Origin of the sequence: Enterobacter roggenkampii, assembly GCF_001729805.1 — a bacterium.
Taxonomy (GTDB): Bacteria; Pseudomonadota; Gammaproteobacteria; order Enterobacterales; family Enterobacteriaceae; genus Enterobacter; species Enterobacter roggenkampii.
On record NZ_CP017184.1, the window covers coordinates 2,503,560 to 2,527,182 of the forward strand.

The window sequence follows — 23,623 nt, forward strand, 5'->3', positions numbered from 1 at the left end:
TATCAATACGCCCGGGAGGCCCAGAAATCGGTCAGGCATTTCCAGGTCAGTTCCTGCGTCGAATGAAGCTGTAGTCCCGCATGGGCCAGGCCTGAGCCAATCCCGACCGACAGCATGCCCGCCGCGTTGATCGCCGCCACGCCTGCGGGCGCATCTTCGACCCCAATGGCCGCCTCGGGGCGGACGTTCAGGCCAGCACACGCGGCGAGGAAGATCTCCGGATCCGGTTTTGAACAGACGATACGGGAAGCATCAGCGCAAAAATCAAAGGCGTCATGAATACCCAGGGCATGCAGTATTCCAGGTGCATTGAGGGAAACGGAGGCGAGCCCAATTTTCACCTCTGCCGCCCGAATGTCCGCCAGCACCTCCCGGATACCCGGCAGCAGCGACGCCTCGGTCAATGACGACAGCGATGCGACGTAGAGCGCATTTTTCTTCCCCGCCAGCGCCAGGCATTGTTTGTCGTCAAACGCCCCCTCTTTCCCACCGTGTCGCAGGATCCGCTGCAGGGATTCCATGCGGCTAATTCCCTTCAGCTCCTCGTTGATCACCTCATCGATGGTGATGCCGATCTCCTGCGCGACCGAACGCCAGGCGAGAAAGTGCAGATGTGCGGTATCGGTGATGACCCCATCAAGATCGAATACAACAGCTTCAGGCTTCATGGCTGGCCTCCGTGGTAGCGGTCCCATTAAAAGACGTAAGAAATTCCCTACGAGACAGTGCCTGCCGCTCCGATACGCATACCGTTTTTCCCCACAGGGTTAACGTGACGGGCGCGGTGGTCTCGATGGTTAAAACGTCATTTTCAAACGTGAAGCGCAGGCGAGCGTTCTGCCAGCGCAGCGGGAAGGCAAGTTTTCGCCAGTGAGCGGGTAGCTTCGGCGCAAGGTGCAGCTCGCCCTCAACAATCTGCATGCCGGCAAACCCCTGAATAACGCCGGACCAGATAGCCCCCGTGGCAGCGGCATGAATGCCGTCATCGCTGCTGTGCGGATCGTCGCCCAGATCGATAGCCACGCCAGCGCGCCAGAAGGCGTAGGCCCCTTCCGTATCGCCACAGCGGGCGGCCACAATGCCATGAATGGCCTTGCTCAGCGAAGAGTCATGGATCGTACGTGGCTCGTAAAACGCCAGGTTGGCCGCGCACTGGGCAGGGGTAAATTTCTCCGGCAACAGATAGTTAAGCATCACCACGTCAGCCTGCTTGAGGATCTGCATCTCGTTAACTTCCGCGCGAGAGTAATCCAGCAGGATGGTCTGCTTACCCGCTTTGGCTTTATAGCGGCTTAAATCGATCGCCGGTTTCGCCATGAACGAATCGTCCTGCGGGATAACTCCCCCGGCGTCGGCTTCCGGCAGCCACAAGCGGGCCAGGAAGGTGGTCGCCTTCTCCATGAAGCAGGCATCTTCACGCTCAAACATCGACATAAACCGACATGCGCTGGCCACGTTGTACCAGGCCAGATAGTTGGTGTAGGCGTTGTTATTCACATGTTCGGTGTATTCGTCCGGCCCAATCACATCATGAATTTCCAGGCGCCCGTTAATCTCCGTAGCGCGGCCCATCCAGAACGTTGCCGTCTCTACCAGCAGGGTCAGCCCTTCATTGCGCATAAATGCGTCATCACGCGTGGCCTGCCAGTAGGCCACAACGGCCCAGGCAATGTCCGCCACGATGTGGTGTTCGGCCAGGGCGGAGGCCACTTTCTGCCGCATGCCCGTACGGATGTTGATGGCTGCAAACTCCGGCGTCTCCTCTTTGCCGCTTGCGGCGCTCTCCCACGGGAACAGCGCGCCCGGCCAGCCGTTGCGGCGGGCTTTTTCCCGGGCCCCGGCCAGGTTCAGCCAGCGATAGCGCAGCAGACTGCGGGCCACCTGCGGACGGGTGAAAAGATGGAAAGGCAGCAGGAATATTTCGGTGTCCCAGAAGACGTGGCCTTTATACCCCTCGCCGGTCAATCCCTTAGCGGCAATGCTGCTCCGCTCATCATGGGCTGGCGTCATGGTGGTCAGATGCCAGACGGCATAGTCCAGCGCCATCTGATCGTCAGGAGCTGCAGAAGCCACTTCTACCCGGGCGTCACGCCATACGTCTTCCCATGCGCAGGCTGAACTCTCCAGCAGCGAGGCATAACCTCTTGCCGCACAAACCTTGAGATCCGCCAGCACGCTGCGCGCGAAAGATTCCTGCGACAGGGCTTTATCGCTGCGATGGGCCACCCAGACCAACTTATCAAGCGTGACAGTGTCACCCTGCGGTATCGTCAGGGAATAGTGAGCAGAGAGCCGACGATTTTTAGCGGTAAAGCAGCTTTCGCTGTCGGCTGATAGCTGACAAAAAGCCGAGATAACAACGTCAGAGTCCCGGTCCTGTGTTTCATACACACCCTGCATATAGTGCTGGTCGAATACCCTGACAGAAATTTCATCCAGATGCTGACGGCCGGTATTGGTTTGTGTGGCATCAATACCGGTTTTCATCACCACCTGCGAGGCTTCGTCAAGCGGGGTGATCGCAAGCTGCATGGCCACAAGCGGCAGCTGATCGAGAGAGACAAAACGACGACTCTCCAGGCGATAGCGCTTTCCGTTGGGCGAGCGCCAGACAACGCGGCGATGCAACTCGCCGTTGGCAAACGCCAGCTCGCGCTGCCACTCAAGAATGTCCCCGGACAGAAGGGTAAAATTCACCCCGTCCAGCTCAACCTCGATACCGGTGATATCGGGCAAATTGATCAGCTCAGTGGTCTCATTACGTCCCGCCTGGTGATACAAGCCCGCAAGATACATCCCTCGGGTTTGCTGGGTGTAATCTTCTTCATGCGCAGCGCGAATGCCCATGTAGCCGTTACCGCATGCCATAATGGACGCGTACTTATTCAGACTGTGCGGACAAAAGCCCGGATCGGTTAATATAGACACGCTCAGCATAATGTTACGCTTTCTCCTGTTTCTGCCGACTGATAAAGCGCCGCGACAAGCTGCTGAATCACCAGCCCCTGTTCAGCATCTGCAATCATTACGGGCTCTCCCTGCACGTGGCGGACAAAGGCCTCCATGCTGCGTAAATGGCGCTGATCGTCAGCCTCTTTACGCTGAATCAGGGTCTGTAACGCCCCGGCGTCATCCTGATAAATATGTGCCGGGAAAAGCGTCGCCCCCGCTTTTTCACCGCAAAACGCGACATTCATGATCGACTGCTCGCGGATATTCAGCGCGAACGAGGTGTCCAGACGCAAAATGCCGCCGTTGCAGAATTCGATGGTGCCAAACAGGGCATCTTCCACCGTAAACTGAGCAGGATCCCACGCGCCAAACTGGCCGCTGCTTTTCCGGGTTCCCAGCCTCTGGAAACCGTGCGCCGTGACCCTTTTGACCGCCGGGAAACCCAGCACATACATCGCGGCATCCAGCATGTGAATACCAATGTCAATCAGCGGCCCACCGCCCTGCAGCGCTTTATTGGTGAAGACGCCCCAGCCCGGCACGCCGCAGCGCCGCAGCGCCTGCGCCGAGGTGAAGTAGATTTCGCCCAGCGTTCCGTTCATCACGGCCTCGCGCAGCAGTTGCGTATCGAGCGCAAAGCGGTGATGGAAGTCATATGCCAGCACTTTGCCCGCCTTGCGGGCAGCGATCCGCATCTCGTCGGCCTCTTGCGGCGTCATGGCAGGCGGTTTTTCGCACATCACATGACAGCCGGCCTCCAGCGCCGCCATCACATGCTCAAAATGGAATCGGTTTGGCGAACAAACGCTCACCACGTCCGGCTTAACCGCCTCCAGCATGGCGCACGCGTCCTGCCACGCCGACGGTATGGCATGGCGCTCCGCAAAAGCCTGTGCCTGTTCGAGGCGGCTGTCCATGACAGCCACCATCTGAACATCACTGCGCGTGGCGTAATACGAGGCATGCACTTTGTCCGCAACCTGCCCGGCGCCAATGATGGCGACGCGCAGTGGCGACGTTGTTGAAGCACTCATCACGCTCGTCATCCTTAGCATTCGCGTAAATAAGTGAGTGAATCCCGGTAAGCCTGAGCGGGATCCTCAGCGCGCACGCGACACTCGTATACCACATAGCCCTGGTAATTATCCGCACGCAGCTGATTGAACAGGCTGGCAAAATCGAGGCTACCGCTTCCCGGCTGGTAACGGTGATTATCGGCGATATGCACATGGCCAAGCAGATCGCGGTGCTGATGCAGCGCCTCCGTCAGCGAATCTTCTTCAATGTTCATATGATAGAAATCGCCGATGATCTGCACGTGCTTGAGGCCGTTCTCTTCGATATAGCGTCGTGCGTCAGCCAGGGTGTTGATCATATGATCCTGATAGCGGTTCAGCGGCTCCAGGTAGACGGTGGTTCCGGTGCGCGCGGCCACCTCATCCAGCCAGTGCAGCGACGCACTCACCGCTTTGCGGTCGCCTTCCAGGCTGCGTGGAGAGGTCATCGGCGGCAAACGGAAGGTAAACATTCCCCACGCTGCAGGCACGATAATGCCCTTGCCGCCCACTTCGGCCAGGGCTTCCAGAATGCGTTCAATCTGCGCTAAACCGTTCAGACGACGCTCTTCGATAAAGTCACCAATCCAGCCATCATATCCGCCGCAGGCGGTCGTGACCGGCAGGCCGGTGGCCTTAATCGCCGCTTTCACCTCGGCGAGATTTTCCACCAGCAGCTTGCCGTCAATCTCATAGCCATCAAAACCCATTGCCTTGATGTACTCGAATTTTTCCAGGATGTTGGACGGGAAAAAGGCCTGATTTTGTGTTGCGATTTTCATGAGTTGCTTTCCTTAGCTTAAAAAGTGACGCCCATTTTGATGCTCAGTTCCGGATGCTGATCCACATATTTCATGTAGCTTTCAGCGCTGGTGGTGAAGGTCACAACCGGGTCGATCAGATCTTCACAATTCAGATAACCGTTCATCAGCAGTTCCCAGCAGGTCTCTTCGATACGCTTGCGGCTCCAGCGCGGGTAATCCGGGTTTGGCTCACTGCAGGCGCGAGAGAAGACAATCTTCGCGTTGTTGAAATGCGCTTCACGCCCCAGGTTAAAGCCTGCTGAGAACGGTTTAGCGAACGCAACGTAGGAGATGGTGCCGCCGTAGGCGAGGCCGCGCAGCGCGGACTGCAGCGCATCGGCAAAGCCGCTGGTCTCGATGATTACGTCCGCGCCCTGCTTCCCGGTCAGCTTTTTAATTTCCAGACCAACGTCTGTGCCGATTGGGTTCAGGCAGTGGTCCGCACCGTGACGACGGGCGATCTCGCAGCGGTGTTCGATCGGATCAACGCCGATAACAACTGACGCGCCAGCTTTTTTCGCCAGCTGAATCGCAATCTGTCCGATGGCACCCAGGCCGACCACGACAACAAAGTCGCCCACGCGGACGTTGGCATCACGCACGCCGCTCATGGCAAACTGTGCCGGATCGTAGCAGACGGCGTTCTTCCACGAGGCGCCCTGCGGCATTTTGCGCAGCTTGTAGTTGTTGACGGCATTCACGATAACCGTCTCCTGCAGCGGACCGTAGCAGCAAACGCGATCGCCAGTCTGGTATTCCGTGACGTCCGCACCGCATTCAATAATGTCGCCAACAATCATGTTGCCCAGCTGGAACTTACCGAACTCGATTCCGCGCGCTGCGCCCTCTTCACGCGGCGTGAACATCTGCCACTCCGCGTTGAACTCTTCATCGATAAACGGGCTTGCGGCGCGGAAATCGACCACTTCAGTGCCGTGCTTCGGGGCACCAAAGCGGGCACGAATTTTCACTTCATGTGCTTCCACAGCACGATCTTCATATTCCACCAGCGCCGCCACGCGTGGCGCTGTCGCAACTAATTTTTTCATGATTGACTCCTTGTTAAAATTGGCCGCCTCAGCCCTTCACGCCACCGGCGGTCAAACCACTTTTAATAAAACGTTCAGACAGGGCGTACATGATGACCACCGGAAGGGCCGTCACCAGCGACGCCGCCATCATGCGACCCCAGATATAATCGGGTGTGCTAAAGAGCGTGTTCAGCCCGACAGGCAAGGTGAAGTTGCTGGCGCTGGACAGGAAAATGGACGCAAACAGATAGTCGTTCCACGCCACCATGAAGCAGTAGACAAACACCGATACGAGCCCGGATATCGCCAGCGGTACGGTAATACGGAAGATGATTTGCAGGCGGTTAAGGCCGTCCATCATCGCGGCCTCTTCTATTTCGTCCGGAATGGTGTCGAAGTAGCTGCGCAGCATGAACACCGCCGTCGGTAACGTCTGCGTCACCATGGTGATAATCAGCGCCAGCTCGGTGTCGTAGATCCCCAGCGCGGTGATGATTTTGAACAACGGCACCACCAGCAAGATGCCGGAGAACATGTAGACGGTGTAAAAACTCGCGTTGATCGTCGTGCGGCCCTTAAAGCGCAGCTTGGACAAGGCGTAAGCGCCCAGCGTACCGAGAAACACGGCAATCACCGATGAGGTCAGCGACACCACCATGCTGTTTCTGAAGTAATCCACAAACGGGAAGATCAGCGGGTTAAAGATGTCGATGTAATGCTGCAGCGTCCACGCCTGCGGCAGAATGGTTGGGTGGAGCGAGATCGCCTCTTTGGCGCTCTTGAATGACGTCATCAGCATCACGAAGAACGGGAAGAGCGTGATGATCAGAAATACCGCCAGCCCGAGATAAAAACCAATACGGCTCAGTACGCGTTTATTTGTTGCCATTGAGGTTCACCCTTTTTCTGGTCAGCAGAATCACAGCGAAGATGATCACGAACAGCACCACAGAAATGGCCGCTGCTTTACCCAAGTCATTGAAAGCGAAAGCGGTTTTGTAAAGATAGACGCCCAGAATATCGACCTTCGTGGTCAGCAGGTAGACGTCAGCAAACATGTAGAACATCCAGATGGTGCGAAGCGTGACCACCGTGGCCAGCACCGGCATAATCGCGGGCAGCGTGACGATCCGAAAACGTTGCCAGGCATTCGCGCCGTCCATTTCCGCCGCTTCATACAGGGATTTATCAATGGTCTGTAAAATCGCCAGGAACGAGATAAACGCGTACGGGAAGTAACGCCAGATCGCGAACAGCACCACCAGTACGAAGCTGCTGTTCGGGTTGTCGAACCACAGCGGCGCCTGGTCATACAGGTGCAACAGGTCTACGCCCAGATAGTTCACAATGCCGTAGCCGTTGTTGAACATGTATTTCCAGGCAAACACCAGCGAAATAGACGGCGTGACGTAGGATAAAATCACCAGAGAACGTGCCGTCTTACGCAGGCGAAACTCGCGATTAAAGAAGATGGCCACGGCCAGCCCCAGCACCGTGCTGCCAATCACCACCAGCGCGGTGTACCAGAAGGTCATCCACAGCGAGTGCCAGAAAGCGGCATCGCCGAGGATGCGAATGTAATTGTCCAGGCCGACAAACACGGCGCTAATGCGCGGATTGAGCGGCAAGCGTAAAAAGCTGATTTCAATATTGGAAATCATTGGCCAGGCCACCAGGCCCCCCAGCAGAATCAGGCTGGGGGCCAACAGCAGCATGGCGAAAGGCATATCTGAACGACCAGAAAACAACGTCTTCATAATTTCCTTCCGCAGAGCGCTCCTATCGTTGTGTAATGAGATCAGTCAGTCGCTTCTGGCTGCTGCTTAACGTTGTGTTAAGGTCCTTCTGCCCCACCGTGACGTTATGCACCATGGAGCTGATAATGCCGGAGCCCGTCACGTCGCCCATGCGGGTGAAGTTTTTATCCCCAACCGCGCCAAACACCTGCACGTTCGGGAACTGTGCAATCAGCTCATAAGGCAACTGCCCAAACGCTTTAATCACGTCGTTGTTTTTCCAGGTATCCGTGCCCACCACCCCTTTGTTTACCGGCAGCGCCGCGCCCGGCGACATCATGACCCAGTCCGTCGCGTTTTGAGCCTGTTCCATCCAGGTAACAAACTTCTCGGCCGCTTTGGTCTCCTCTTCGGTTTGTCCGGTGGTGATCGTCAGCGAGGTGATCATGCCGTACACCGCCGATGAGTTTTCAGTCGGGACAACGAAGCCCAGGTTGGCAGGGTTTCCGTCCTTGTAGACGGCGGGCAGGATGTAGGTGGAGTAAACCGCCATCGGCGCAGAACCGTTCATGAAGGCGTCTTTGATCTCCATAACATCGTTCGAACCCGGCATGGTGGTCGCAGCCAGCGCTTTATAAAACGCCAGCGCTTTGGCCATTTCCGGGGTATCGATGTCGACATTCCCTTTTGCATCAAACACGTTCGCGCCACCGGAAAGGGCAAACTGAGAGAACGACTGTTCGGTCATCACGCTTTCCGCAGTCGGTAACGCGATGCCGTAATGTTTTTTAGCCGGGTCGTTCAGGCGCTGGCTGGCTTGCAGAAGCTGTTCCCAGTTATGCGGCTCCTCAATGCCCGCCGCGGCCAGCACATCTTTGTGGTACCACACGCCGGAGAGCCAGGCGCTGATCGGCACGCCCGTCCAGGCTGCGCCGTCTTCCGTGCGGACAACGCGCAAGATGCCGTCATAGAAGGTGTTTTCCCCCACCGCCTTAATTGCTTCAGCGATTGCGTCACGATCCAGAAGCTGTTCTTTATCCATCACTTTTGCATAGTCATGGCTGACCTCAATCACTTCAGGCAGCGCGCCGGTTCGCGCCAGCGTAATCACCTTAGTGTTGTAGGCATCCTCTTCTACCGGTACCTGTTTTATCGTGATGCCCGGGTTCTCTTTCTCGAATTTTTCGATCAGTTTCGTAATAACGGCCTGACGCTCCTGCTCTACCGACGAGTGCATAAACTCAATGGTGACAGAGGACGCTTTGTCATCCTTACAGCCTGATAACAGGGCGCACGAAACCAGTGCTGATATCAGCACAATTCTGGGTATTTTCATGTTTAAGGTCCTTTTTAGTTTTCTTTAATCCACAATACCTGCCATGGATTTAGGATCAGAGTCGTGTCGGTAATATCTTTTCCGCTAATCAATTCCCTTCCCGAGTGAATATCGGACTCAACCGTTTGAGAATTATCACTGAAATTAAACAACGCTGTTATTTTCTCACCACAATCCGCCACGCGGACAATTTTTAAAACATGCTTCCCTGACGCACTGAAATAAGCCTCACTGTCAGGATGGAATGCTTTTTCCGCCCGGCGCAATACGATTAACTGACTTAACGCACTGTAAACCTGATAACGGAGACTATTTTTATCTTCAAGCGCGCAATCAATTTGACCCGCGGCATATTTTTCACGATTTATCGCACGGTTATATCCAAGACGCTCTACGCCATCATAATCATTACGGGAGCCGAGAATACTTTGAATATAAACCGCAGGCACGCCGGGTAAGCTTAACAGGACAGCGTGGGCCAGAATAAACCGGGCAATGCGTTCGCTATCATGACTTTCTCGCGTACTTAAGGCATCCAGATAGGTCACGTTAATTTCATACGGGCTTCGTGTGCCATCCGGGTTATTTTTCCAGTTAACCAACGCACCTTCGGTCTGGAGCTTTTCTACAAGCGAAAGGATCTCCGACTCCGGTAAAATTCCGCGCAATGGGTTAAGACCAATGCCGTCATGCGAGGCCAGGAAGTTGAACCAGGTGGTTTTTGTGGAAGGCAACGCCAGCGACGCAGCCCACTGGCTCAGCGTGCTGACATCCTGGCTGTGCACCGCATGCAGCACCAGCGGAGGCAACGAGAACTGATAAACCATCTGCGCTTCATTTTCGCCGTTACCGAAGTAAGAGACGTTATCTTTATGCGGAACGTTCGTCTCGGTGATAATTACCGTGCCGGGGGCAACCGCCTCGGTAATGGCGCGGAAAAGCTGGATGAGCTGGTGGGTTTGCTCAAGGTGAATGCAGCTCGTTCCCGGTATTTTCCACATGAACCCTACGGCATCCAGTCGAATATACCGCGCCCCTTCAATAAGGTAATGCAGCAGCACGTCGACCATCGCAATCAGTACCTGCGGAGAGGCGAAGTTGAGATCGATCTGGTCTTCACTGAAGGTGGTCCACAGGTGTCGTACGCTGCCATCATGAAGTGTGAAAGGCGTAAGAAGCGGTAAGGCACGCGGACGCGTCACCGCGGATAAATCTGTCTCAGGATCGACAGAAATGAAGAAATCATCATATCCCGGCATTTGCTTCAGATAATTAGCAAACCAGGCACTTTTGGCCGACATATGATTGCAGACGAAATCAAACATCAAACTGGTTGACTGTTTTAATTCAGCAACGTCTCGCCATGTTCCCGTTTCAGGCGCAACTTCATGATAATCAATAACAGAAAAGCCATCGTCCGAAGACCACGGATAAAAAGGCAAAAGATGGACATGAGAAAAAGAATGCGAAAGCCATTTGTTATAAAAACGTGTAAAAACAGGGAGTGCTTTCTCCCCTTTCGCGGAAAACTGATCGGCATAGGTTATCAGAACGATATCTTTTTCATCCCAGCCCATTTTACGCCTTTCCGTAATAACAGAGGCGGCCTTTTCAATATTTTCCAGCAGCATATGAAGATGTGCTTCAGAAAACGTTTTTCCATAAACAAGATTAATGAGTGCTTTAATTTTTTCGTTCACTTGATTTTCCATGGTAGCGGTCCCACGGAATGGCAATCTACTCCCATGAAAAATATCTGTCAACGGACCGGGCAGGAGAAAAATGCGATTGCAAAGCAGCTCAGCGCAATATTGTGAGCTGCCGCAAAGAAAGCAGGTGAAATGAGGAAGTGCGGGTAATCATCGCCAGCCCCTCTCCTGGAAGAGAAAGGGCTGCTGCGAGCGGAAACTACTGGGATAAGTAGCGGCGTGACAGCCGTTTCGCCACCTTTTGCAACAGCGGTTCGAGCGCCACGGCCAGTACCATTCTGAGCGGCTTGCGGGCAACCGATTTAATCGCCCACCCCGCTACCCCAGCCGGACCGTAACGTAACGCGGTCATCAGGACCAGCTTACCTGCGATTTTCAGGCCGGGTTTTACCTTCTGACCGGCCTGTTGCCAGTGTTGTTTCATCTCTTTTCTCTCTTAAAGCTGACGGAAACGACTTCTCAGCGTAAAGGTATCGGATGTGACATAACGTTCCATTTCCCGTAACCGCTTCTCACCGGCGGCGAGTTGCGCATCCACAGCATTGAGGAGATCGCTGCTGGTGGGAGCCCCTTCCGCCGCCAGTTCTCCCTCCGGCATTGGGTCAAGCACAAACGACAACACGATGTACGCGACCAGGGTAATAAATGCCAGACCGAAGAAGATCGACAGCACCGTCACCACGCGTACCAGCTTAACCGGGACGTCAAGATAGTGAGCCAGCCCGGCGCAGACGCCGCGCACCATGCCCTGCTGTGGAATTCGCCACAGCTTTTTGTTCAGATTCAGTCCAGACATTAACGGTCCCTCCAGTTTGGATGTTCAGCATCCAGGATGGCTTCCAGCGCCTGAATGCGTTCACGCATTTTGTTCGCCTCATCGGAGAGCTGTATCAGACGCTGTTGTTCACTCTGGGAAAGTTCGCCCCGTGAGGAACGGTTGCTGTAGTGCAGCCATAACCAAATCGGCAAAACGAACAGCACGAAAATCGTCAGGGGAATAGCCAGAAAAAGCGCGCTCATGTGTACTCCTTGTCTTACGATGCGGCACGTTCAGGTGCCGCAGGCATTATTATTGGTTGTCTTGCTTCATTTTGGCTTTCAGTGCCGCCAGCTGCTCGCTGATTTCATCATCGGCCTTGAGATCAGCGAACTGCTGATCCAGGGACTTTTGCTTACCGATGCCGTAGCTTTCGGCTTCCGCTTCCATCTGGTCGATACGACGCTCAAACGATTCAAAACGGGCCATCGCTTCATCCAGCTTACCGCTGTCAAGCTGACGACGCACGTCGCGGGAGGAGCTTGCCGCCTGGTGACGCAGAGTCAGCGCCTGCTGACGCGCGCGGGTTTCGCTCAGCTTGTTTTCCAGCTCGCCAATCTCTTTCTTCATGCGGGTGAGCGTGTCATCCACCAGGGTCACTTCATGCTCGAGCGTAGCGACCAACTCTGCCAGCTTCTGTTTTTCGATCAGCGCCGCACGGGCCAGATCCTCTTTGTCTTTGCGCAGCGCGAGTTCAGCTTTTTCCTGCCATTCGTTCAGCTGAGCGGTGGCCTGTTCAATACGACGCGTAAGCTGTTTTTTCTCAGCCAGCGCGCGGGCGGAGGTAGAGCGGACTTCAACCAGCGTGTCTTCCATCTCCTGAATCATCAGACGCACCAGCTTCTGCGGATCTTCCGCTTTCTCCAGCAGTGAGTTGATGTTGGCGTTCACGATGTCGGCAAAACGAGAAAAAATACCCATAATTGACTCCTCATAGTTCTGTTATCGGGCAATGCCCTGCTGTATGGATAATACAATTCCCGTGCCAATTTTTTATCTTATTGATTTAACAAGAGCTGATTGATTTTTATGCAGCAAAGAACTATTCTTACCTGGTGAATATCGCTAAGGAGTGGTTAATTTCATCATGCCCGGATACAAAGACAATTTACTCGGCGAAGCAAACAGTTTTCTGGAAGTGCTGGAACAGGTGTCTCGCCTGGCGCCGCTCAATAAACCGGTGCTGATTATTGGCGAGCGCGGTACGGGTAAGGAACTCATCGCCAACCGTCTGCACTACTTATCCGGGCGCTGGGACGGCCCCTTCATTTCCCTTAACTGCGCGGCGCTGAATGAAAACCTGCTCGACACCGAGCTCTTCGGCCATGAAGCGGGCGCGTTTACCGGCGCCCAGAAACGCCATCCCGGACGCTTTGAGCGCGCCGACGGCGGTACGCTGTTTCTTGATGAGCTGGCCACCGCGCCCATGCTGGTGCAGGAGAAACTGCTGCGCGTGATTGAGTACGGCGAGCTGGAGCGCGTCGGCGGTAGCCAGCCGCTCCAGGTAAACGTGCGCCTGGTGTGCGCCACGAATGCCAACCTGCCGGAGAGGGTGGCGGAGGAAACATTCCGTGCCGACCTGCTCGACCGCCTGGCCTTTGACGTCGTGCAGCTTCCTCCGCTGCGCGAGCGAAGAAGCGACATTATGCTGCTGGCAGACCAGTTTGCGATTCAGATGTGCCGCGAGCTCGGACTGCCGCTGTTCCCCGGCTTCAGCGATTATGCTCGGGAGACGCTGCTCGCGTACCACTGGCCGGGCAATATCCGCGAGTTGAAAAACGTCGTGGAGCGTTCCGTCTATCGCCACGGCAGCAGCGAGACGGAGCTGGACAACATTATTATCGATCCTTTTCAGCGCAGCGCGCCGCCGTCCGCACCAACGTCTCGAGGCGACGCCCCTGCTCTTCCCCTTGATCTGCGCCAGTTCCAGCACGACCAGGAGAAACAGCTGCTGGAGCAAAGCCTAAAGATGGCGAAATACAACCAGAAACGGGCGGCTGAACTGCTGGGTTTGACCTACCATCAGTTAAGGGCATTGCTCAAAAAGCATCAAATGCGATGACAGTGTCTATCACTTTAAAATTCACTTATTTTATGAAAAAAAAGCAATAGATGAATCAAGAAGAATAAGGATATTATTAAGATGGCTATTTTAGATTTTTTGATTTCTCTCGCATTCTGCTTAGGCGGTATTTTCTACATCTGGCATACAAGTAAAGCTCTGAGGACAGGAGTTTTTATTGGCTGGCTCAACGGAACCTATGAGAAGTATTATGTTTATTGCTCTAAACACCCCTGGAAATTCTATTTTAACCTTTTAACCATGGCGAGCGGTGGTTCGTTACTTTTAGCTGTCGGCATCATTTCACTTGATCAAAAAAACTTTATTTTCAAGACACTAAGCTCACTATTCCAGTGATGCGCTTGCTTCTGGGCACTCTTATTATTCATTATGTAGCTATCTCAGGACACTCTTTTGAATTAGTGAATTGCCTCATGGCTTATTATTTTACCGCCGTGAGCATTGACTTTTTTGACCACACGAATAGAGTCTGTGTAGAAAAAAGACGAAGCGTCATCCCACTGGCAGAATTCAATTTCACGCTTTAAGAATTCGTCATAATAGACAACCCCAACCCTGCAACGGCAATGTTTTCCGCATGAAGGTCCTGGGTAGTTCATCCTGAAAGGGTAAGTTCCGCTAACTGTTTGCGTTGCACTTGAAACGATGATTGCTTCAGTGCTTTCCCAGAGTGTGAAAGATACGACACCCACTACAAACACAAAACAAGCCAGGAAAACTTAACGCGCTCCAGTTTACTCTCTTTGCTTTTGACGCGTGACGAAACGCGCCATGATACAAAGGCACCTATAGCGACTGAAATCAAGATAATTCACCAATAAACAGAACCTGGTTCTATCAAGTACGCATCGCTTGTATAGATGTCAAGCCGACACATCCCGTAAAACCATAATCCCAGGCAAAAGTATGCAAACACTTCGCGTTTGGCGGGTAGTCTGAATGCCATAATTTGTTTTACTTTAGTAAAAAAAACATAATATATCAGACACATATTACAATTAAAATGATATCGCACCTGGAATGTACCCTGCATTCCTGTCATTTTACCCAGCGAAGACGTAACTATACCGACCGACTTTGCGAAACCCTGTCTGCCGGGTTAAATCCTTCGTTTATAGCGAGTCAGATACGCCACGAAAATGCTAAGATAGTCCATGAGGTATATTCAAAGTGGATTGCAGGTATGAACGTGCATCGGGTTGTGACGCTGAGTGACCGACTGCAAACGTTACTGCCCCCATTATGCCCTCAGGCTTAAACGATACTGGATAATGTCGTTTAAAATTAGTAGGATAGCCACTTCATATTTAATACCTTAAAAATTATGCGTCTGGTTTTATCGTCCTTTTTTGCACTTGGTCTGTTTAGCAGCCAGGCCTTTGCCGCGCCCGGGCAAACGCCGCAGCCTGACATTCGTGACAGCGGCTTCGTCTATTGCGTAAGCGGCCAGGTGGATACCTTCAACCCGCAAAAAGCGGGCAGCGGCCTGATTGTGGATACCCTTGCCGCGCAGCTTTACGATCGTCTGCTGGATGTAGACCCGTACACTTACCGTCTCGTGCCCGAGCTTGCGGAAAGCTGGGAAGTGCTGGATAACGGCGCAACCTACCGTTTTCACCTGCGCGATGATGTCGCGTTTCAGCGTACGCCGTGGTTTACCCCCTCGCGCAAGCTGAATGCGGATGACGTGGTCTTCACCTTCCAGCGTATCTTCAACCGCAATCACCCGTGGCATAACGTTAACGGCAGCAATTTCCCCTATTTCGACAGCCTGCAGTTTGCCGACACCGTGAAAAGCGTGCGCAAGCTGGACAACCGCACGGTTGAATTCACGCTGACGCGCCCGGATGCCTCATTCCTGTGGCATCTGGCAACCCACTATGCGTCCGTCATGTCGGCCGAATACGCGGCGAAGCTGACGAAAAAAGATCGTCAGGAACTGCTCGATCGCCAGCCGGTCGGCACCGGTCCGTTCCAGCTGGCCGAATACCGCGCCGGGCAATATATTCGTCTGCAGCGCCACGAACATTTCTGGCGCGGCACGCCGCTGATGCCGCAGGTGGTGGTCGATCTGGGTTCCGGCGGAACGGGGCGACTGTCGAAGCTGCTCACCGGAGAATGCGACGTACTCGCCTGGCCTGCCGCCAGCCAGCTCACGATTTTGCGCGACGATCCGCGCCTGCGTCTGACGCTACGCCCGGGGATGAACATCGCGTATCTGGCCTTTAACACCGATAAGCCGCCGTTGAATAACCCTGCCGTTCGTCACGCCCTTGCGTTGGCTATCAACAACCAGCGCCTGATGCAGTCGATTTATTACGGTACGGCGGAAACCGCCGCCTCAATTTTACCGCGCGCCTCGTGGGCCTACGACGGTGAGGCTAAAATTACGGAATACAATCCGGCAAAAGCGCGTGAACAGCTGAAAGCGCTGGGCGCAGAAAACCTTACGCTGCAGCTTTGGGTGCCCACCAGCTCCCAGGCGTGGAACCCGAGCCCGCTCAAGACCGCCGAACTGCTGCAGGCGGATATGGCGCAGGTGGGCGTAAAAGTGATCATCGTACCGGTTGAAGGCCGTTTCCAGGAGGCGCGCCTGATGGACATGAATCATGATTTAACCCTCACCGGCTGGGCGACCGACAGTAACGATCCGGACAGCTTCTTCCGGCCGCTGCTGAGCTGTGCGGCGATAAACTCACAGACCAACTACGCCCACTGGTGTAACCGGGAGTTTGACGCCGTGCTGCAAAAAGCGCTGGCTTCCCAACAGCTGGCCTCGCGCATCGACGCCTATGACGAAGCGCAGAAAATCCTTGCCCAGGAACTCCCGGTGCTGCCGCTGGCCTCTTCCCTGCGCCTTCAGGCGTATCGCTATGATATTAAAGGCCTGGTGCTGAGCCCGTTTGGCAACGCCTCGTTCGCCGGCGTGTCGCGTGAAAAAGAACAAGAGGTGAAAAAACCATGATTATTTTTACCTTGCGTCGGCTCCTGTTGCTGCTGGTGACGCTCTTTTTCCTGAACTTTGTCGGGTTTAGCCTGAGCTATTTCACGCCCCACGCCCCGCTCCAGGGATCGTCGCTGTGGGATGCCTGGCTCTTCTGGTTTAACGGGCTGCTGCACTGGGATTTCGGCGTATCCAGCATTAACGGGCAGCTGATTTCCGAGCAGTTGAAAGAGGTTTTCCCGGCCACGATGGAGCTGTGCATTCTGGCCTTCGGGTTTGCCCTGATGGTCGGGATCCCCGTGGGCATGCTGGCCGGGATATATCGCAACAAATGGCAGGATAAGTTTATCAGCGCCCTCGCCCTGCTTGGCTTCTCCATCCCGGTCTTCTGGCTGGCGCTTCTGCTGACGCTTTTCTTCTCGCTGACGATGGGCTGGCTACCGGTTTCTGGCCGTTTTGACCTGCTCTACACGGTTAAATCGGTGACGGGCTTTGCCATCATCGATGCGTGGCTGTCTGATTCGGTGTGGCGTCACGAGATGATCGTCAGCGCCCTGCGCCATATGGTGCTGCCGGTGCTGACGCTGGCGGTTGCGCCAACAACCGAAGTGATCCGCCTGATGCGCCTGAGCACCATCGAGGTCTTTGACCAGAACTATGTCAAAGCCGCCGCCACGCGCGGACTGTCGCGCCTGACCATACTGCGCCGCAACGTCCTGCACAACGCCCTGCCGCCGGTTATTCCGCGTCTGGGATTACAGTTTTCCACCATGCTGACGCTGGCCATGATCACCGAGATGGTCTTTAGCTGGCCGGGCCTCGGGCGGTGGCTGATTAACGCTATCCGCCAGCAGGACTACGCCGCGATTTCCGCAGGGGTGATGGTGATTGGTTCGCTGGTGATTATTGTTAACGTGTTGTCCGATATTCTGGGTGCCATGGCTAACCCGTTGAAGCATAAGGAATGGTATGCCCTACGATAACGTATACAGTGAAAAGCGCACGCCCGGTGTGCTGCGTACCGTGTGGCGTAAATTCTATGGTGATACCACGGCAATGATCGGCCTTTATGGCTGCGCCGGTCTGGTGTTGCTCTGTGTCTTTGGCTCCTGGTTTGCGCCGTACGGCATTGACCAGCAGTTCCTTGGCTATCAACTGCTGCCGCCGTCCTGGTCGCGCTACGGAGAGGTCTCCTTCTTCCTGGGAACGGACGACCTCGGACGTGACGTGTTGAGCCGCCTGCTGAGCGGTGCGGCCCCGACGGTGGGCGGCGCGTTTGTGGTGACGCTCGCGGCCACGATCTGCGGGCTGGCGCTGGGTATTTTTGCGGGATCCACGCATGGCCTGCGCTCGGCGGTGCTTAACCACATTCTGGATACGTTGCTGTCGATTCCGTCTCTGCTGCTGGCGATCGTTGTAGTTGCCTTTGCCGGTCCGCACCTGTCGCATGCCATGTTCGCCGTCTGGCTGGCTATCCTGCCCCGCATCGTGCGCTCGGTTTACAGCATGGTGCATGACGAGCTGGAAAAAGAGTATGTCGTCGCTGCGCGTCTGGACGGCGCGACCACCTTCAACATCCTGTGGTTTGCCGTGCTGCCTAACATCGCGTCCGGGCTGGTCACCGAGATCACCCGCGCCCTGTCGATGGCGATTCTGGACATCGCGGCGCTCGGCTTTCTCGACCTCGGCGCGCAGCTGCCGTCGCCCGAATGGGGTGCGATGCTCGGTGACGCGCTGGAGTTAATTTACGTGGCGCCGTGGACGGTTATGCTGCCGGGTGCGGCCATCATGGTGAGCGTGCTGCTGATCAACCTGCTGGGCGACGGTATTCGCCGTGCAATTAACGCGGGGGTGCAATAATGCCGCTTCTTGATATTCGCAACCTCACCATTGAATTCAAAACCGGTGAAGGCTGGGTTAAAGCCGTCGATCGCATCAGCATCACCCTCGCGGAGGGTGAAATTCGCGGGCTGGTGGGGGAATCCGGCTCAGGCAAAAGCCTGATCGCCAAAGCCATCTGCGGCGTGGCGAAAGATAACTGGCGCGTCACCGCAGACCGTATGCGGTTTGATGATATCGACCTGCTGCGCCTCTCTCCCCGCGAGCGGCGTAAGCTGGTCGGGCATAACGTCTCGATGATTTTCCAGGAGCCGCAGTCCTGTCTCGACCCGTCCGAGCGCGTGGGCAAACAGCTGATGCAGAACATCCCCGGCTGGACCTATAAAGGCCGCTGGTGGCAGCGCGTGGGCTGGCGCAAGCGTCGCGCCATTGAGCTTTTACACCGCGTCGGGATTAAAGATCACAAAGATGCGATGCGCAGCTTCCCGTACGAGCTGACCGACGGTGAATGTCAGAAAGTGATGATTGCCATCGCGCTGGCCAATCAGCCGCGTTTGCTGATTGCGGATGAACCGACGAACGCGATGGAGCCCACCACGCAGGCGCAAATTTTCCGCCTGCTGTCGCGTCTTAACCAGAACAACAACACCACCATTTTGCTGATCAGCCATGACCTGCAAATGCTCAGCAAATGGGCGGATAAGATTGACGTGATGTACTGCGGACAAACGGTCGAAACCGCGCCGAGTGAAGACCTGATCACCGCGCCGCACCATCCGTATACGCAGGCGCTAATCCGCGCTATTCCCGATTTTGGCAGCGCCATGCCGCATAAGAGCCGCCTGAATACCCTGCCCGGGGCGATTCCGCTGCTGGAATCGTTGCCGATAGGCTGTCGTCTGGGGCCGCGTTGCCCGTATGCGCAGCGTAAATGTATCGAGACGCCACGCCTGACCGGGGCCAAAAATCATCTTTACGCCTGTCATTTCCCGCTGAACATGGAGAGAGAGTGAAATGGTCGAAACCTTGCTGGAAGTCCGCAACCTGAGTAAGACCTTTCGCTACCGCACGGGGCTGTTTCATCGTCAAACTGTCGACGCGGTAAAACCGCTCAGCTTTACCCTGCGTGAAAAACAGACCCTGGCAATCATCGGCGAGAACGGTTCCGGGAAATCCACCCTGGCGAAAATGCTCGCCGGCATGGTTGAACCTACGGCTGGGGAAGTATTGATTGACGATCACCCTCTGACGTTCGGGGATTACTCTTTCCGCAGCCAGCGCATCCGCATGATCTTTCAGGATCCGTCGACCTCGCTCAACCCACGCCAGCGCATTTCGCAGATCCTCGATTTTCCGCTGCGTCTGAACACTGACCTGGAGCCCGAGGCGCGCCGCAAGCGTATCTTCGAAACACTGCGCATGGTTGGGCTATTACCGGACCACGAAAGCTACTACCCGCACATGCTGGCTCCCGGCCAGAAACAGCGTCTGGGTCTGGCGCGTGCGTTAATTTTGCGCCCGAAAGTGATCATTGCTGACGAAGCGCTTGCCTCGCTGGATATGTCGATGCGTTCACAGCTGATTAACCTGATGCTGGAATTACAGGAAAAACAGGGCATCTCGTATATCTACGTCACCCAGCATCTGGGGATGATGAAGCACATCAGCGATCAGGTGATGGTTATGCACCAGGGTGAAGTGGTCGAACGCGGCAGCACGGCGGATGTGATGGCCTCCCCGCTTCACGAGCTGACAAAACGGCTGATAGCCGGGCATTTCGGTGAAGCATTGACGGCCGATGCGTGGCGCAAAGATCGGTAAACAAACGTTGCACCGCATAATAAGGATTAAATAGCCTTAACACGCTGTTTAATCCTTAACTTTTTCATCTCCATTGCTGCTCCATATTCTCAGCAAAATACATCAACAGTTCTTCTCCAGAATATCCGGACATTACGAAGGAGAAGAAATGAACAACGCCACTTACGTTCTCAAATATACCGAGTACCTCATCAGAAAATGTCGTTCATTTTTAATGACGGACCTGAACTTTCATACTGTGAGGCTCAAGAAAAAATCGGGGAAGCACCCTGACATTAAATCCCCCACGACGTTGAGTGAAAAAATATGTCATCGTCTGGTCTATGACCACAATAACGTCTATACCCTGCTTGCCGATAAACTCGCCGTTCGGGAATACGTAATCTCCAGAACAACGCGTGCGAAAACGGTGCCATTACTCGGCGTCTACAGTAAGGTGTCCCAGATTGATTTTTCGACGCTCCCTGAAAAATTTGTCCTTAAGTGCAACCATGACAGTGGCAGCACAATAATATGTACGAACAAAGCGCAATTTAACGTCAGGGAGGCGTGTAAAAAACTCAGTCTCGCGTTAAAGAAAAATATGTACTACATCACGCGCGAATGGCAGTACAAAAACATTACGCCAAAAATACTTTGCGAACCGTTTGTCGATCTCTTCGATGATGCAAACAGGAACACAGCGCCCGAAATGCTGAGGAACCATTGCTTTCATGGCGTTGCCCACTATGTTGAAGCGGATTTTACGGATGACAGCGGCAAAGGTTTCATCAACGTTTACGACAGGTACTGGAACTTACAACCCTTTCAGATGGAATATCCGAATACACCGTTGGCGCCAGGCGAACCGGCCATGTTCCGGCAAGCGTTGCTGGCATCCCAGGAGCTGGCGGATGGTATTGACTACTGCCGCGTTGACCTCATGCTAAAAAAAGATGAAATCTATTTCAGTGAAATAACCTTAAGCCCGAGACGCGGTAAACTGTCGATTACCCCGCTGGAATGGGATGCTAAGCTAGGAAAAATATGGCATTTACCGCCGGCAGGCACATTTGACCTGCCGCTGACGCTCACGAGTCGGGCCAGGTGAGTTTAAATATCGAGTGGTTTTGCGTTGATAAGGTATAGGTAACATCGCCACCATGCGCCAGCATGATGGCTTTTACCACCGACAAGCCCAAACCACAGCCTTCCGGGTTCAACTGTCTGGCGCCGTTATCGCGCTGAAAGGGCTGAAACAGGAAGTCATGAAACTCCCTGGGGATACCAGGTCCCCCATCCTGAATCAGGATAAAATTGCCTTTATCCGAAACACCATTTTTAACCGTGAGCTTGCGCGAAGTTGAATAGTGTAAGGCATTGTCAAATAAAACGGTCAGACACTGATTGATGCGTAAGGGATCGAATACGCACTGCTGCTCCCTCAGTTCAGTATGGACGGTAAATGCCTTACGGTTGAACTCGGGCATGAAGGTATCGAGCGCGTCCTGTATTGTCCCTTTCAGATCCGTTCTGGCCTGGTATAACGAGTATCCTGCCCCGCCATCTGAACTGATAACCCGGAGATCTTCAATCAGACGGGTTAATCCTTCCGTCTGTTTGAGGAGGTTAGTAAACAGCACCGGGTCCGGGGTAAACACCCCGTCAACCAGCCCCTGAAGCCTTCCGCGTAAAATGGTGACCGGGGTTCTGAGTTCATGCGCAATCGCAGCATTCCAGGATTTCCGCTGGATATCCAGCGTTTGCAGCTTTTCTGCCATTTCATTGAAATCCGTAACCAGGTGATTGATCTCTCCCAGCCGGGAACTGGCACAGAATGCCCTGGCGTCCAGATCGCCCTGAGAAATTTTTTTCAGGCTGGACGCGACCGCGTTTAGCGGGGTGAGTATTCGCGATGAAAGTTTGATCGTAAAGAATACGGCAATGATCAGGCTGATCGTTGTCGCGGTCCCAATCCATACCCAGTCCCACATCGTCATCTGCTCGTCATCGCCCGCAGCAGGGCCGCCGGGAAGATGATCCAGAATAAAGGAGTAAAAAAACCAGGAGCCCAGTATGGCGATGGCAATTATCGTAAACGTCAGCAATAGCATATACGTTAAGATCTGACGACTCAGGACAGACTCTTTATTCATTTCTTTTCCCCAAGCCGGTAACCCATGCCCCTGATGCTCTCGGGAACGCCATAAAGACCGGCCAGCTCCAGTTTTTTTCTCAGCTTGCTCATATGGCTGTCGACGGTTCTGTCGAGCGTATCGCCTTCCGGCAAACACGCGTTGAGCAACTCTTCACGGGAACAGACCTTGCGCGGATACCGCACCAGGTAAGAAAGCAATTTAAATTCGGTCGTCGTTAAGACCGGGGAGATAACCTCGGGCCCCGCAGTAACCTCCACGTAGAAATCATCCGGATAGACCGTAATGAATGGCGTTCTGAGCGGCATGGCCCCCGCCTGCTGAAGCGCAGGCTTTGTTCTACGCAGCACCGCCTCAACCCGTGCGACAACTTCCGAAGGGTTGAAGGGTTTGATGACGTAATCATCCGCGCCGAGCCTCAGACCCATAAGTTTATCGACGTCCTGATCGAGAGCGGAAACCATAATGACGGGGACAGCGCTTTCATGGCGAAGCGTGGTAAGCACGCTCCAGCCGTCACACACGGGCAGGTGAATGTCCAGCAAGATGAGATCCGGTTTATGGAGGCGATTGAGCGTTATCGCCTGCTCGCCCTGCCTGGCCCTGAGCGTTTTCATTCCCGAACGCTCTAAGTAGCTCATCAGTATATCGGCGATTTCGTCTTCATCTTCAACAACAAGGATCAGCGTATTTTTGTTCATATTATCTCCGCGGGTGAAATCCCTTTAAGCACGCTATCAGATATCTTGAGCACAATAAGACACAGCCTCCGGGAAAAAGTGCCGTAGTCACGAAAATTTCCCGGTTGATTTAAATGCCCGGTTATTTCTCCACACAGCCTACACATTCAGTCAATAAAGACTCGACAATGTCCGTTCAAAATCGCTAATGAGGCATAACGCGTTGTGCATTGCGGGCTGCAAATTACCACTGTTTCTTAAAGTTTTTATGAAGTTGGCTGAAATAATGAACATGGAACTTTCTAAATATTTTTCTCCTAAAAAACTGGGTATATATTTCCTGTTTCTGCTGCTGTCGTGGGGATTACTTTATACCTGGCTGATGCTGGTACACAGAGTGGATGAGAAAGTCGCCTCGACGCTGCTCTCTTCACCCCTTATCTATGGCTGCATCGCATTGTCAGTGGTTTCTCTGGTCATACAAAATAAAGCCGGCGCGTTCATTGAACTTCTTATCATCGCCTTCTGGCTGATGGTGATTTTTGTTTATCTCATTATTACGTTCACCGTGCTGTTAAACGCGATGCCAGATATTGAGGATCTGATCTTTTACTATGAATGTTATTTGATCATTTTTTTTGGTGGAGCACCGCTGTACCTCATTATGAGAATGATCTGAGCC

The 23,623-nt window shown here is 54.0% G+C and carries 24 protein-coding genes; 9 read left to right on the plus strand and 15 right to left on the minus strand.

Going from position 1 to position 23,623, the window contains the following annotated elements:
* Positions 1-2 precede the first annotated feature (2 nt).
* The 13 genes from pgmB to pspA all read right to left on the minus strand — a co-directional run bounded on the left by pgmB (position 3) and on the right by pspA (position 12,360).
* Positions 3-668 carry a beta-phosphoglucomutase gene (gene pgmB, locus BFV67_RS11700; protein WP_069598376.1) on the minus strand — a complete coding sequence of 222 codons (666 nt, stop codon included), beginning with the start codon at positions 666-668 and terminating at the stop codon, positions 3-5.
* A complete protein-coding gene (locus BFV67_RS11705) occupies positions 658-2,937 on the minus strand; it encodes a glycoside hydrolase family 65 protein (RefSeq protein WP_069598377.1) in 2,280 nt (759 codons plus the stop codon). The genes pgmB and BFV67_RS11705 overlap by 11 nt, the downstream gene beginning before the upstream one ends.
* A complete protein-coding gene (locus BFV67_RS11710; protein WP_157888817.1) occupies positions 2,931-3,989 on the minus strand; it encodes a Gfo/Idh/MocA family protein in 1,059 nt (352 codons plus the stop codon). Before BFV67_RS11710 ends, BFV67_RS11705 begins: the two co-directional genes overlap by 7 nt.
* Before the next feature lie 11 nt (positions 3,990-4,000).
* Entirely contained in the window at positions 4,001-4,789 is a 789-nt protein-coding gene (locus BFV67_RS11715; RefSeq protein WP_069598379.1) for a sugar phosphate isomerase/epimerase family protein, read from the minus strand.
* A 17-nt stretch (positions 4,790-4,806) separates the two neighbouring features.
* On the minus strand, positions 4,807-5,859 hold the full coding sequence (locus tag BFV67_RS11720) for a zinc-dependent alcohol dehydrogenase (RefSeq protein WP_023327617.1): 1,053 nt from the start codon (positions 5,857-5,859) through the stop codon (positions 4,807-4,809).
* Between the two features lie 28 nt (positions 5,860-5,887).
* Positions 5,888-6,730, minus strand: coding sequence for a carbohydrate ABC transporter permease (locus tag BFV67_RS11725; RefSeq protein ID WP_008501243.1), 843 nt, complete (start codon positions 6,728-6,730; stop codon positions 5,888-5,890).
* Complete coding sequence (locus BFV67_RS11730) at positions 6,717-7,598, minus strand: carbohydrate ABC transporter permease (protein WP_008501242.1); 882 nt, start codon at positions 7,596-7,598, stop codon at positions 6,717-6,719. The genes BFV67_RS11725 and BFV67_RS11730 overlap by 14 nt, the downstream gene beginning before the upstream one ends.
* 22 nt (positions 7,599-7,620) lie before the next feature.
* On the minus strand, positions 7,621-8,913 hold the full coding sequence (locus tag BFV67_RS11735) for an ABC transporter substrate-binding protein (protein WP_023292262.1): 1,293 nt from the start codon (positions 8,911-8,913) through the stop codon (positions 7,621-7,623).
* A gap of 14 nt (positions 8,914-8,927) precedes the next feature.
* On the minus strand, positions 8,928-10,625 hold the full coding sequence (locus BFV67_RS11740; protein ID WP_069598380.1) for a sugar phosphorylase: 1,698 nt from the start codon (positions 10,623-10,625) through the stop codon (positions 8,928-8,930).
* A gap of 196 nt (positions 10,626-10,821) precedes the next feature.
* Positions 10,822-11,046: a phage shock protein PspD gene (gene pspD / locus BFV67_RS11745; protein ID WP_047745723.1), complete on the minus strand. Its 225-nt coding sequence runs from the start codon at positions 11,044-11,046 to the stop codon at positions 10,822-10,824.
* Positions 11,047-11,058: 12 nt separating this feature from the next.
* Positions 11,059-11,418, minus strand: coding sequence for an envelope stress response membrane protein PspC (pspC, locus tag BFV67_RS11750; RefSeq protein WP_008501237.1), 360 nt, complete (start codon positions 11,416-11,418; stop codon positions 11,059-11,061).
* The gene (pspB, locus tag BFV67_RS11755) at positions 11,418-11,642 is read right to left on the minus strand and encodes an envelope stress response membrane protein PspB (protein ID WP_008501236.1); all 225 of its coding nucleotides are present in this window, start codon (positions 11,640-11,642) and stop codon (positions 11,418-11,420) included. The genes pspC and pspB overlap by 1 nt, the downstream gene beginning before the upstream one ends.
* Before the next feature lie 49 nt (positions 11,643-11,691).
* The gene (gene pspA / locus BFV67_RS11760; protein WP_069598381.1) at positions 11,692-12,360 is read right to left on the minus strand and encodes a phage shock protein PspA; all 669 of its coding nucleotides are present in this window, start codon (positions 12,358-12,360) and stop codon (positions 11,692-11,694) included.
* Positions 12,361-12,526: 166 nt separating this feature from the next.
* On the opposite strand from pspA, the gene pspF reads away from it, so the two are divergent.
* From pspF to BFV67_RS11800, 8 genes are all read left to right on the plus strand, one after another.
* Positions 12,527-13,501 carry a phage shock protein operon transcriptional activator gene (gene pspF / locus BFV67_RS11765; RefSeq protein WP_039266517.1) on the plus strand — a complete coding sequence of 325 codons (975 nt, stop codon included), beginning with the start codon at positions 12,527-12,529 and terminating at the stop codon, positions 13,499-13,501.
* A gap of 81 nt (positions 13,502-13,582) precedes the next feature.
* Complete coding sequence (locus BFV67_RS11770; RefSeq protein ID WP_008501233.1) at positions 13,583-13,858, plus strand: hypothetical protein; 276 nt, start codon at positions 13,583-13,585, stop codon at positions 13,856-13,858.
* A gap of 988 nt (positions 13,859-14,846) precedes the next feature.
* Entirely contained in the window at positions 14,847-16,487 is a 1,641-nt protein-coding gene (gene sapA, locus BFV67_RS11775; RefSeq protein WP_008501231.1) for an ABC transporter substrate-binding protein SapA, read from the plus strand.
* Positions 16,484-17,449: a putrescine export ABC transporter permease SapB gene (gene sapB, locus BFV67_RS11780; protein WP_008501230.1), complete on the plus strand. Its 966-nt coding sequence runs from the start codon at positions 16,484-16,486 to the stop codon at positions 17,447-17,449. Before sapA ends, sapB begins: the two co-directional genes overlap by 4 nt.
* On the plus strand, positions 17,436-18,326 hold the full coding sequence (sapC, locus tag BFV67_RS11785) for a putrescine export ABC transporter permease SapC (RefSeq protein ID WP_025913072.1): 891 nt from the start codon (positions 17,436-17,438) through the stop codon (positions 18,324-18,326). Before sapB ends, sapC begins: the two co-directional genes overlap by 14 nt.
* Positions 18,326-19,318 (plus strand): putrescine export ABC transporter ATP-binding protein SapD, encoded by a 993-nt coding sequence (sapD, locus tag BFV67_RS11790; protein WP_008501228.1) that lies wholly within the window; start codon positions 18,326-18,328, stop codon positions 19,316-19,318. Before sapC ends, sapD begins: the two co-directional genes overlap by 1 nt.
* A gap of 1 nt (position 19,319) precedes the next feature.
* Entirely contained in the window at positions 19,320-20,126 is an 807-nt protein-coding gene (gene sapF, locus BFV67_RS11795) for a putrescine export ABC transporter ATP-binding protein SapF (protein ID WP_008501227.1), read from the plus strand.
* Positions 20,127-20,274: 148 nt separating this feature from the next.
* Positions 20,275-21,216, plus strand: a complete 942-nt coding sequence (locus BFV67_RS11800) for an ATP-grasp fold amidoligase family protein (RefSeq protein ID WP_069598382.1) — start codon at positions 20,275-20,277, stop codon at positions 21,214-21,216.
* Here the strand turns inward: BFV67_RS11800 and BFV67_RS11805 are convergent.
* A complete protein-coding gene (locus tag BFV67_RS11805) occupies positions 21,197-22,261 on the minus strand; it encodes an ATP-binding protein (protein ID WP_069598383.1) in 1,065 nt (354 codons plus the stop codon). The genes BFV67_RS11800 and BFV67_RS11805 overlap by 20 nt on opposite strands.
* Positions 22,258-22,962, minus strand: a complete 705-nt coding sequence (locus BFV67_RS11810; protein ID WP_048029776.1) for a response regulator — start codon at positions 22,960-22,962, stop codon at positions 22,258-22,260. The genes BFV67_RS11805 and BFV67_RS11810 overlap by 4 nt, the downstream gene beginning before the upstream one ends.
* 271 nt (positions 22,963-23,233) lie before the next feature.
* Here BFV67_RS11810 and crrC point away from each other — a divergent pair, with 271 nt between their 5' ends.
* On the plus strand, positions 23,234-23,620 hold the full coding sequence (gene crrC, locus BFV67_RS11815; RefSeq protein ID WP_032635959.1) for a colistin resistant protein CrrC: 387 nt from the start codon (positions 23,234-23,236) through the stop codon (positions 23,618-23,620).
* Positions 23,621-23,623 lie beyond the last annotated feature (3 nt).

Excerpts from the sequence above, each read along its gene's own strand:
- pgmB (WP_069598376.1), bottom strand. The coding sequence starts at position 668 with ATGAAGCCTGAAGCTGTTGTATTCGATCTTGATGGGGTCATCACCGAT.
- BFV67_RS11705 (WP_069598377.1), bottom strand. The coding sequence starts at position 2,937 with ATGCTGAGCGTGTCTATATTAACCGATCCGGGCTTTTGTCCGCACAGT.
- BFV67_RS11715 (WP_069598379.1), bottom strand. The coding sequence starts at position 4,789 with ATGAAAATCGCAACACAAAATCAGGCCTTTTTCCCGTCCAACATCCTG.
- BFV67_RS11720 (WP_023327617.1), bottom strand. The coding sequence starts at position 5,859 with ATGAAAAAATTAGTTGCGACAGCGCCACGCGTGGCGGCGCTGGTGGAA.
- BFV67_RS11725 (WP_008501243.1), bottom strand. The coding sequence starts at position 6,730 with ATGGCAACAAATAAACGCGTACTGAGCCGTATTGGTTTTTATCTCGGG.
- BFV67_RS11730 (WP_008501242.1), bottom strand. The coding sequence starts at position 7,598 with ATGAAGACGTTGTTTTCTGGTCGTTCAGATATGCCTTTCGCCATGCTG.
- BFV67_RS11735 (WP_023292262.1), bottom strand. The coding sequence starts at position 8,913 with ATGAAAATACCCAGAATTGTGCTGATATCAGCACTGGTTTCGTGCGCC.
- BFV67_RS11740 (WP_069598380.1), bottom strand. The coding sequence starts at position 10,625 with ATGGAAAATCAAGTGAACGAAAAAATTAAAGCACTCATTAATCTTGTT.
- pspD (WP_047745723.1), bottom strand. The coding sequence starts at position 11,046 with ATGAAACAACACTGGCAACAGGCCGGTCAGAAGGTAAAACCCGGCCTG.
- pspC (WP_008501237.1), bottom strand. The coding sequence starts at position 11,418 with ATGTCTGGACTGAATCTGAACAAAAAGCTGTGGCGAATTCCACAGCAG.
- pspB (WP_008501236.1), bottom strand. The coding sequence starts at position 11,642 with ATGAGCGCGCTTTTTCTGGCTATTCCCCTGACGATTTTCGTGCTGTTC.
- pspA (WP_069598381.1), bottom strand. The coding sequence starts at position 12,360 with ATGGGTATTTTTTCTCGTTTTGCCGACATCGTGAACGCCAACATCAAC.
- pspF (WP_039266517.1), top strand. The coding sequence starts at position 12,527 with ATGCCCGGATACAAAGACAATTTACTCGGCGAAGCAAACAGTTTTCTG.
- BFV67_RS11770 (WP_008501233.1), top strand. The coding sequence starts at position 13,583 with ATGGCTATTTTAGATTTTTTGATTTCTCTCGCATTCTGCTTAGGCGGT.
- sapA (WP_008501231.1), top strand. The coding sequence starts at position 14,847 with ATGCGTCTGGTTTTATCGTCCTTTTTTGCACTTGGTCTGTTTAGCAGC.
- sapB (WP_008501230.1), top strand. The coding sequence starts at position 16,484 with ATGATTATTTTTACCTTGCGTCGGCTCCTGTTGCTGCTGGTGACGCTC.
- sapC (WP_025913072.1), top strand. The coding sequence starts at position 17,436 with ATGCCCTACGATAACGTATACAGTGAAAAGCGCACGCCCGGTGTGCTG.
- sapD (WP_008501228.1), top strand. The coding sequence starts at position 18,326 with ATGCCGCTTCTTGATATTCGCAACCTCACCATTGAATTCAAAACCGGT.
- sapF (WP_008501227.1), top strand. The coding sequence starts at position 19,320 with ATGGTCGAAACCTTGCTGGAAGTCCGCAACCTGAGTAAGACCTTTCGC.
- BFV67_RS11800 (WP_069598382.1), top strand. The coding sequence starts at position 20,275 with ATGAACAACGCCACTTACGTTCTCAAATATACCGAGTACCTCATCAGA.
- BFV67_RS11805 (WP_069598383.1), bottom strand. The coding sequence starts at position 22,261 with ATGAATAAAGAGTCTGTCCTGAGTCGTCAGATCTTAACGTATATGCTA.
- BFV67_RS11810 (WP_048029776.1), bottom strand. The coding sequence starts at position 22,962 with ATGAACAAAAATACGCTGATCCTTGTTGTTGAAGATGAAGACGAAATC.
- crrC (WP_032635959.1), top strand. The coding sequence starts at position 23,234 with ATGGAACTTTCTAAATATTTTTCTCCTAAAAAACTGGGTATATATTTC.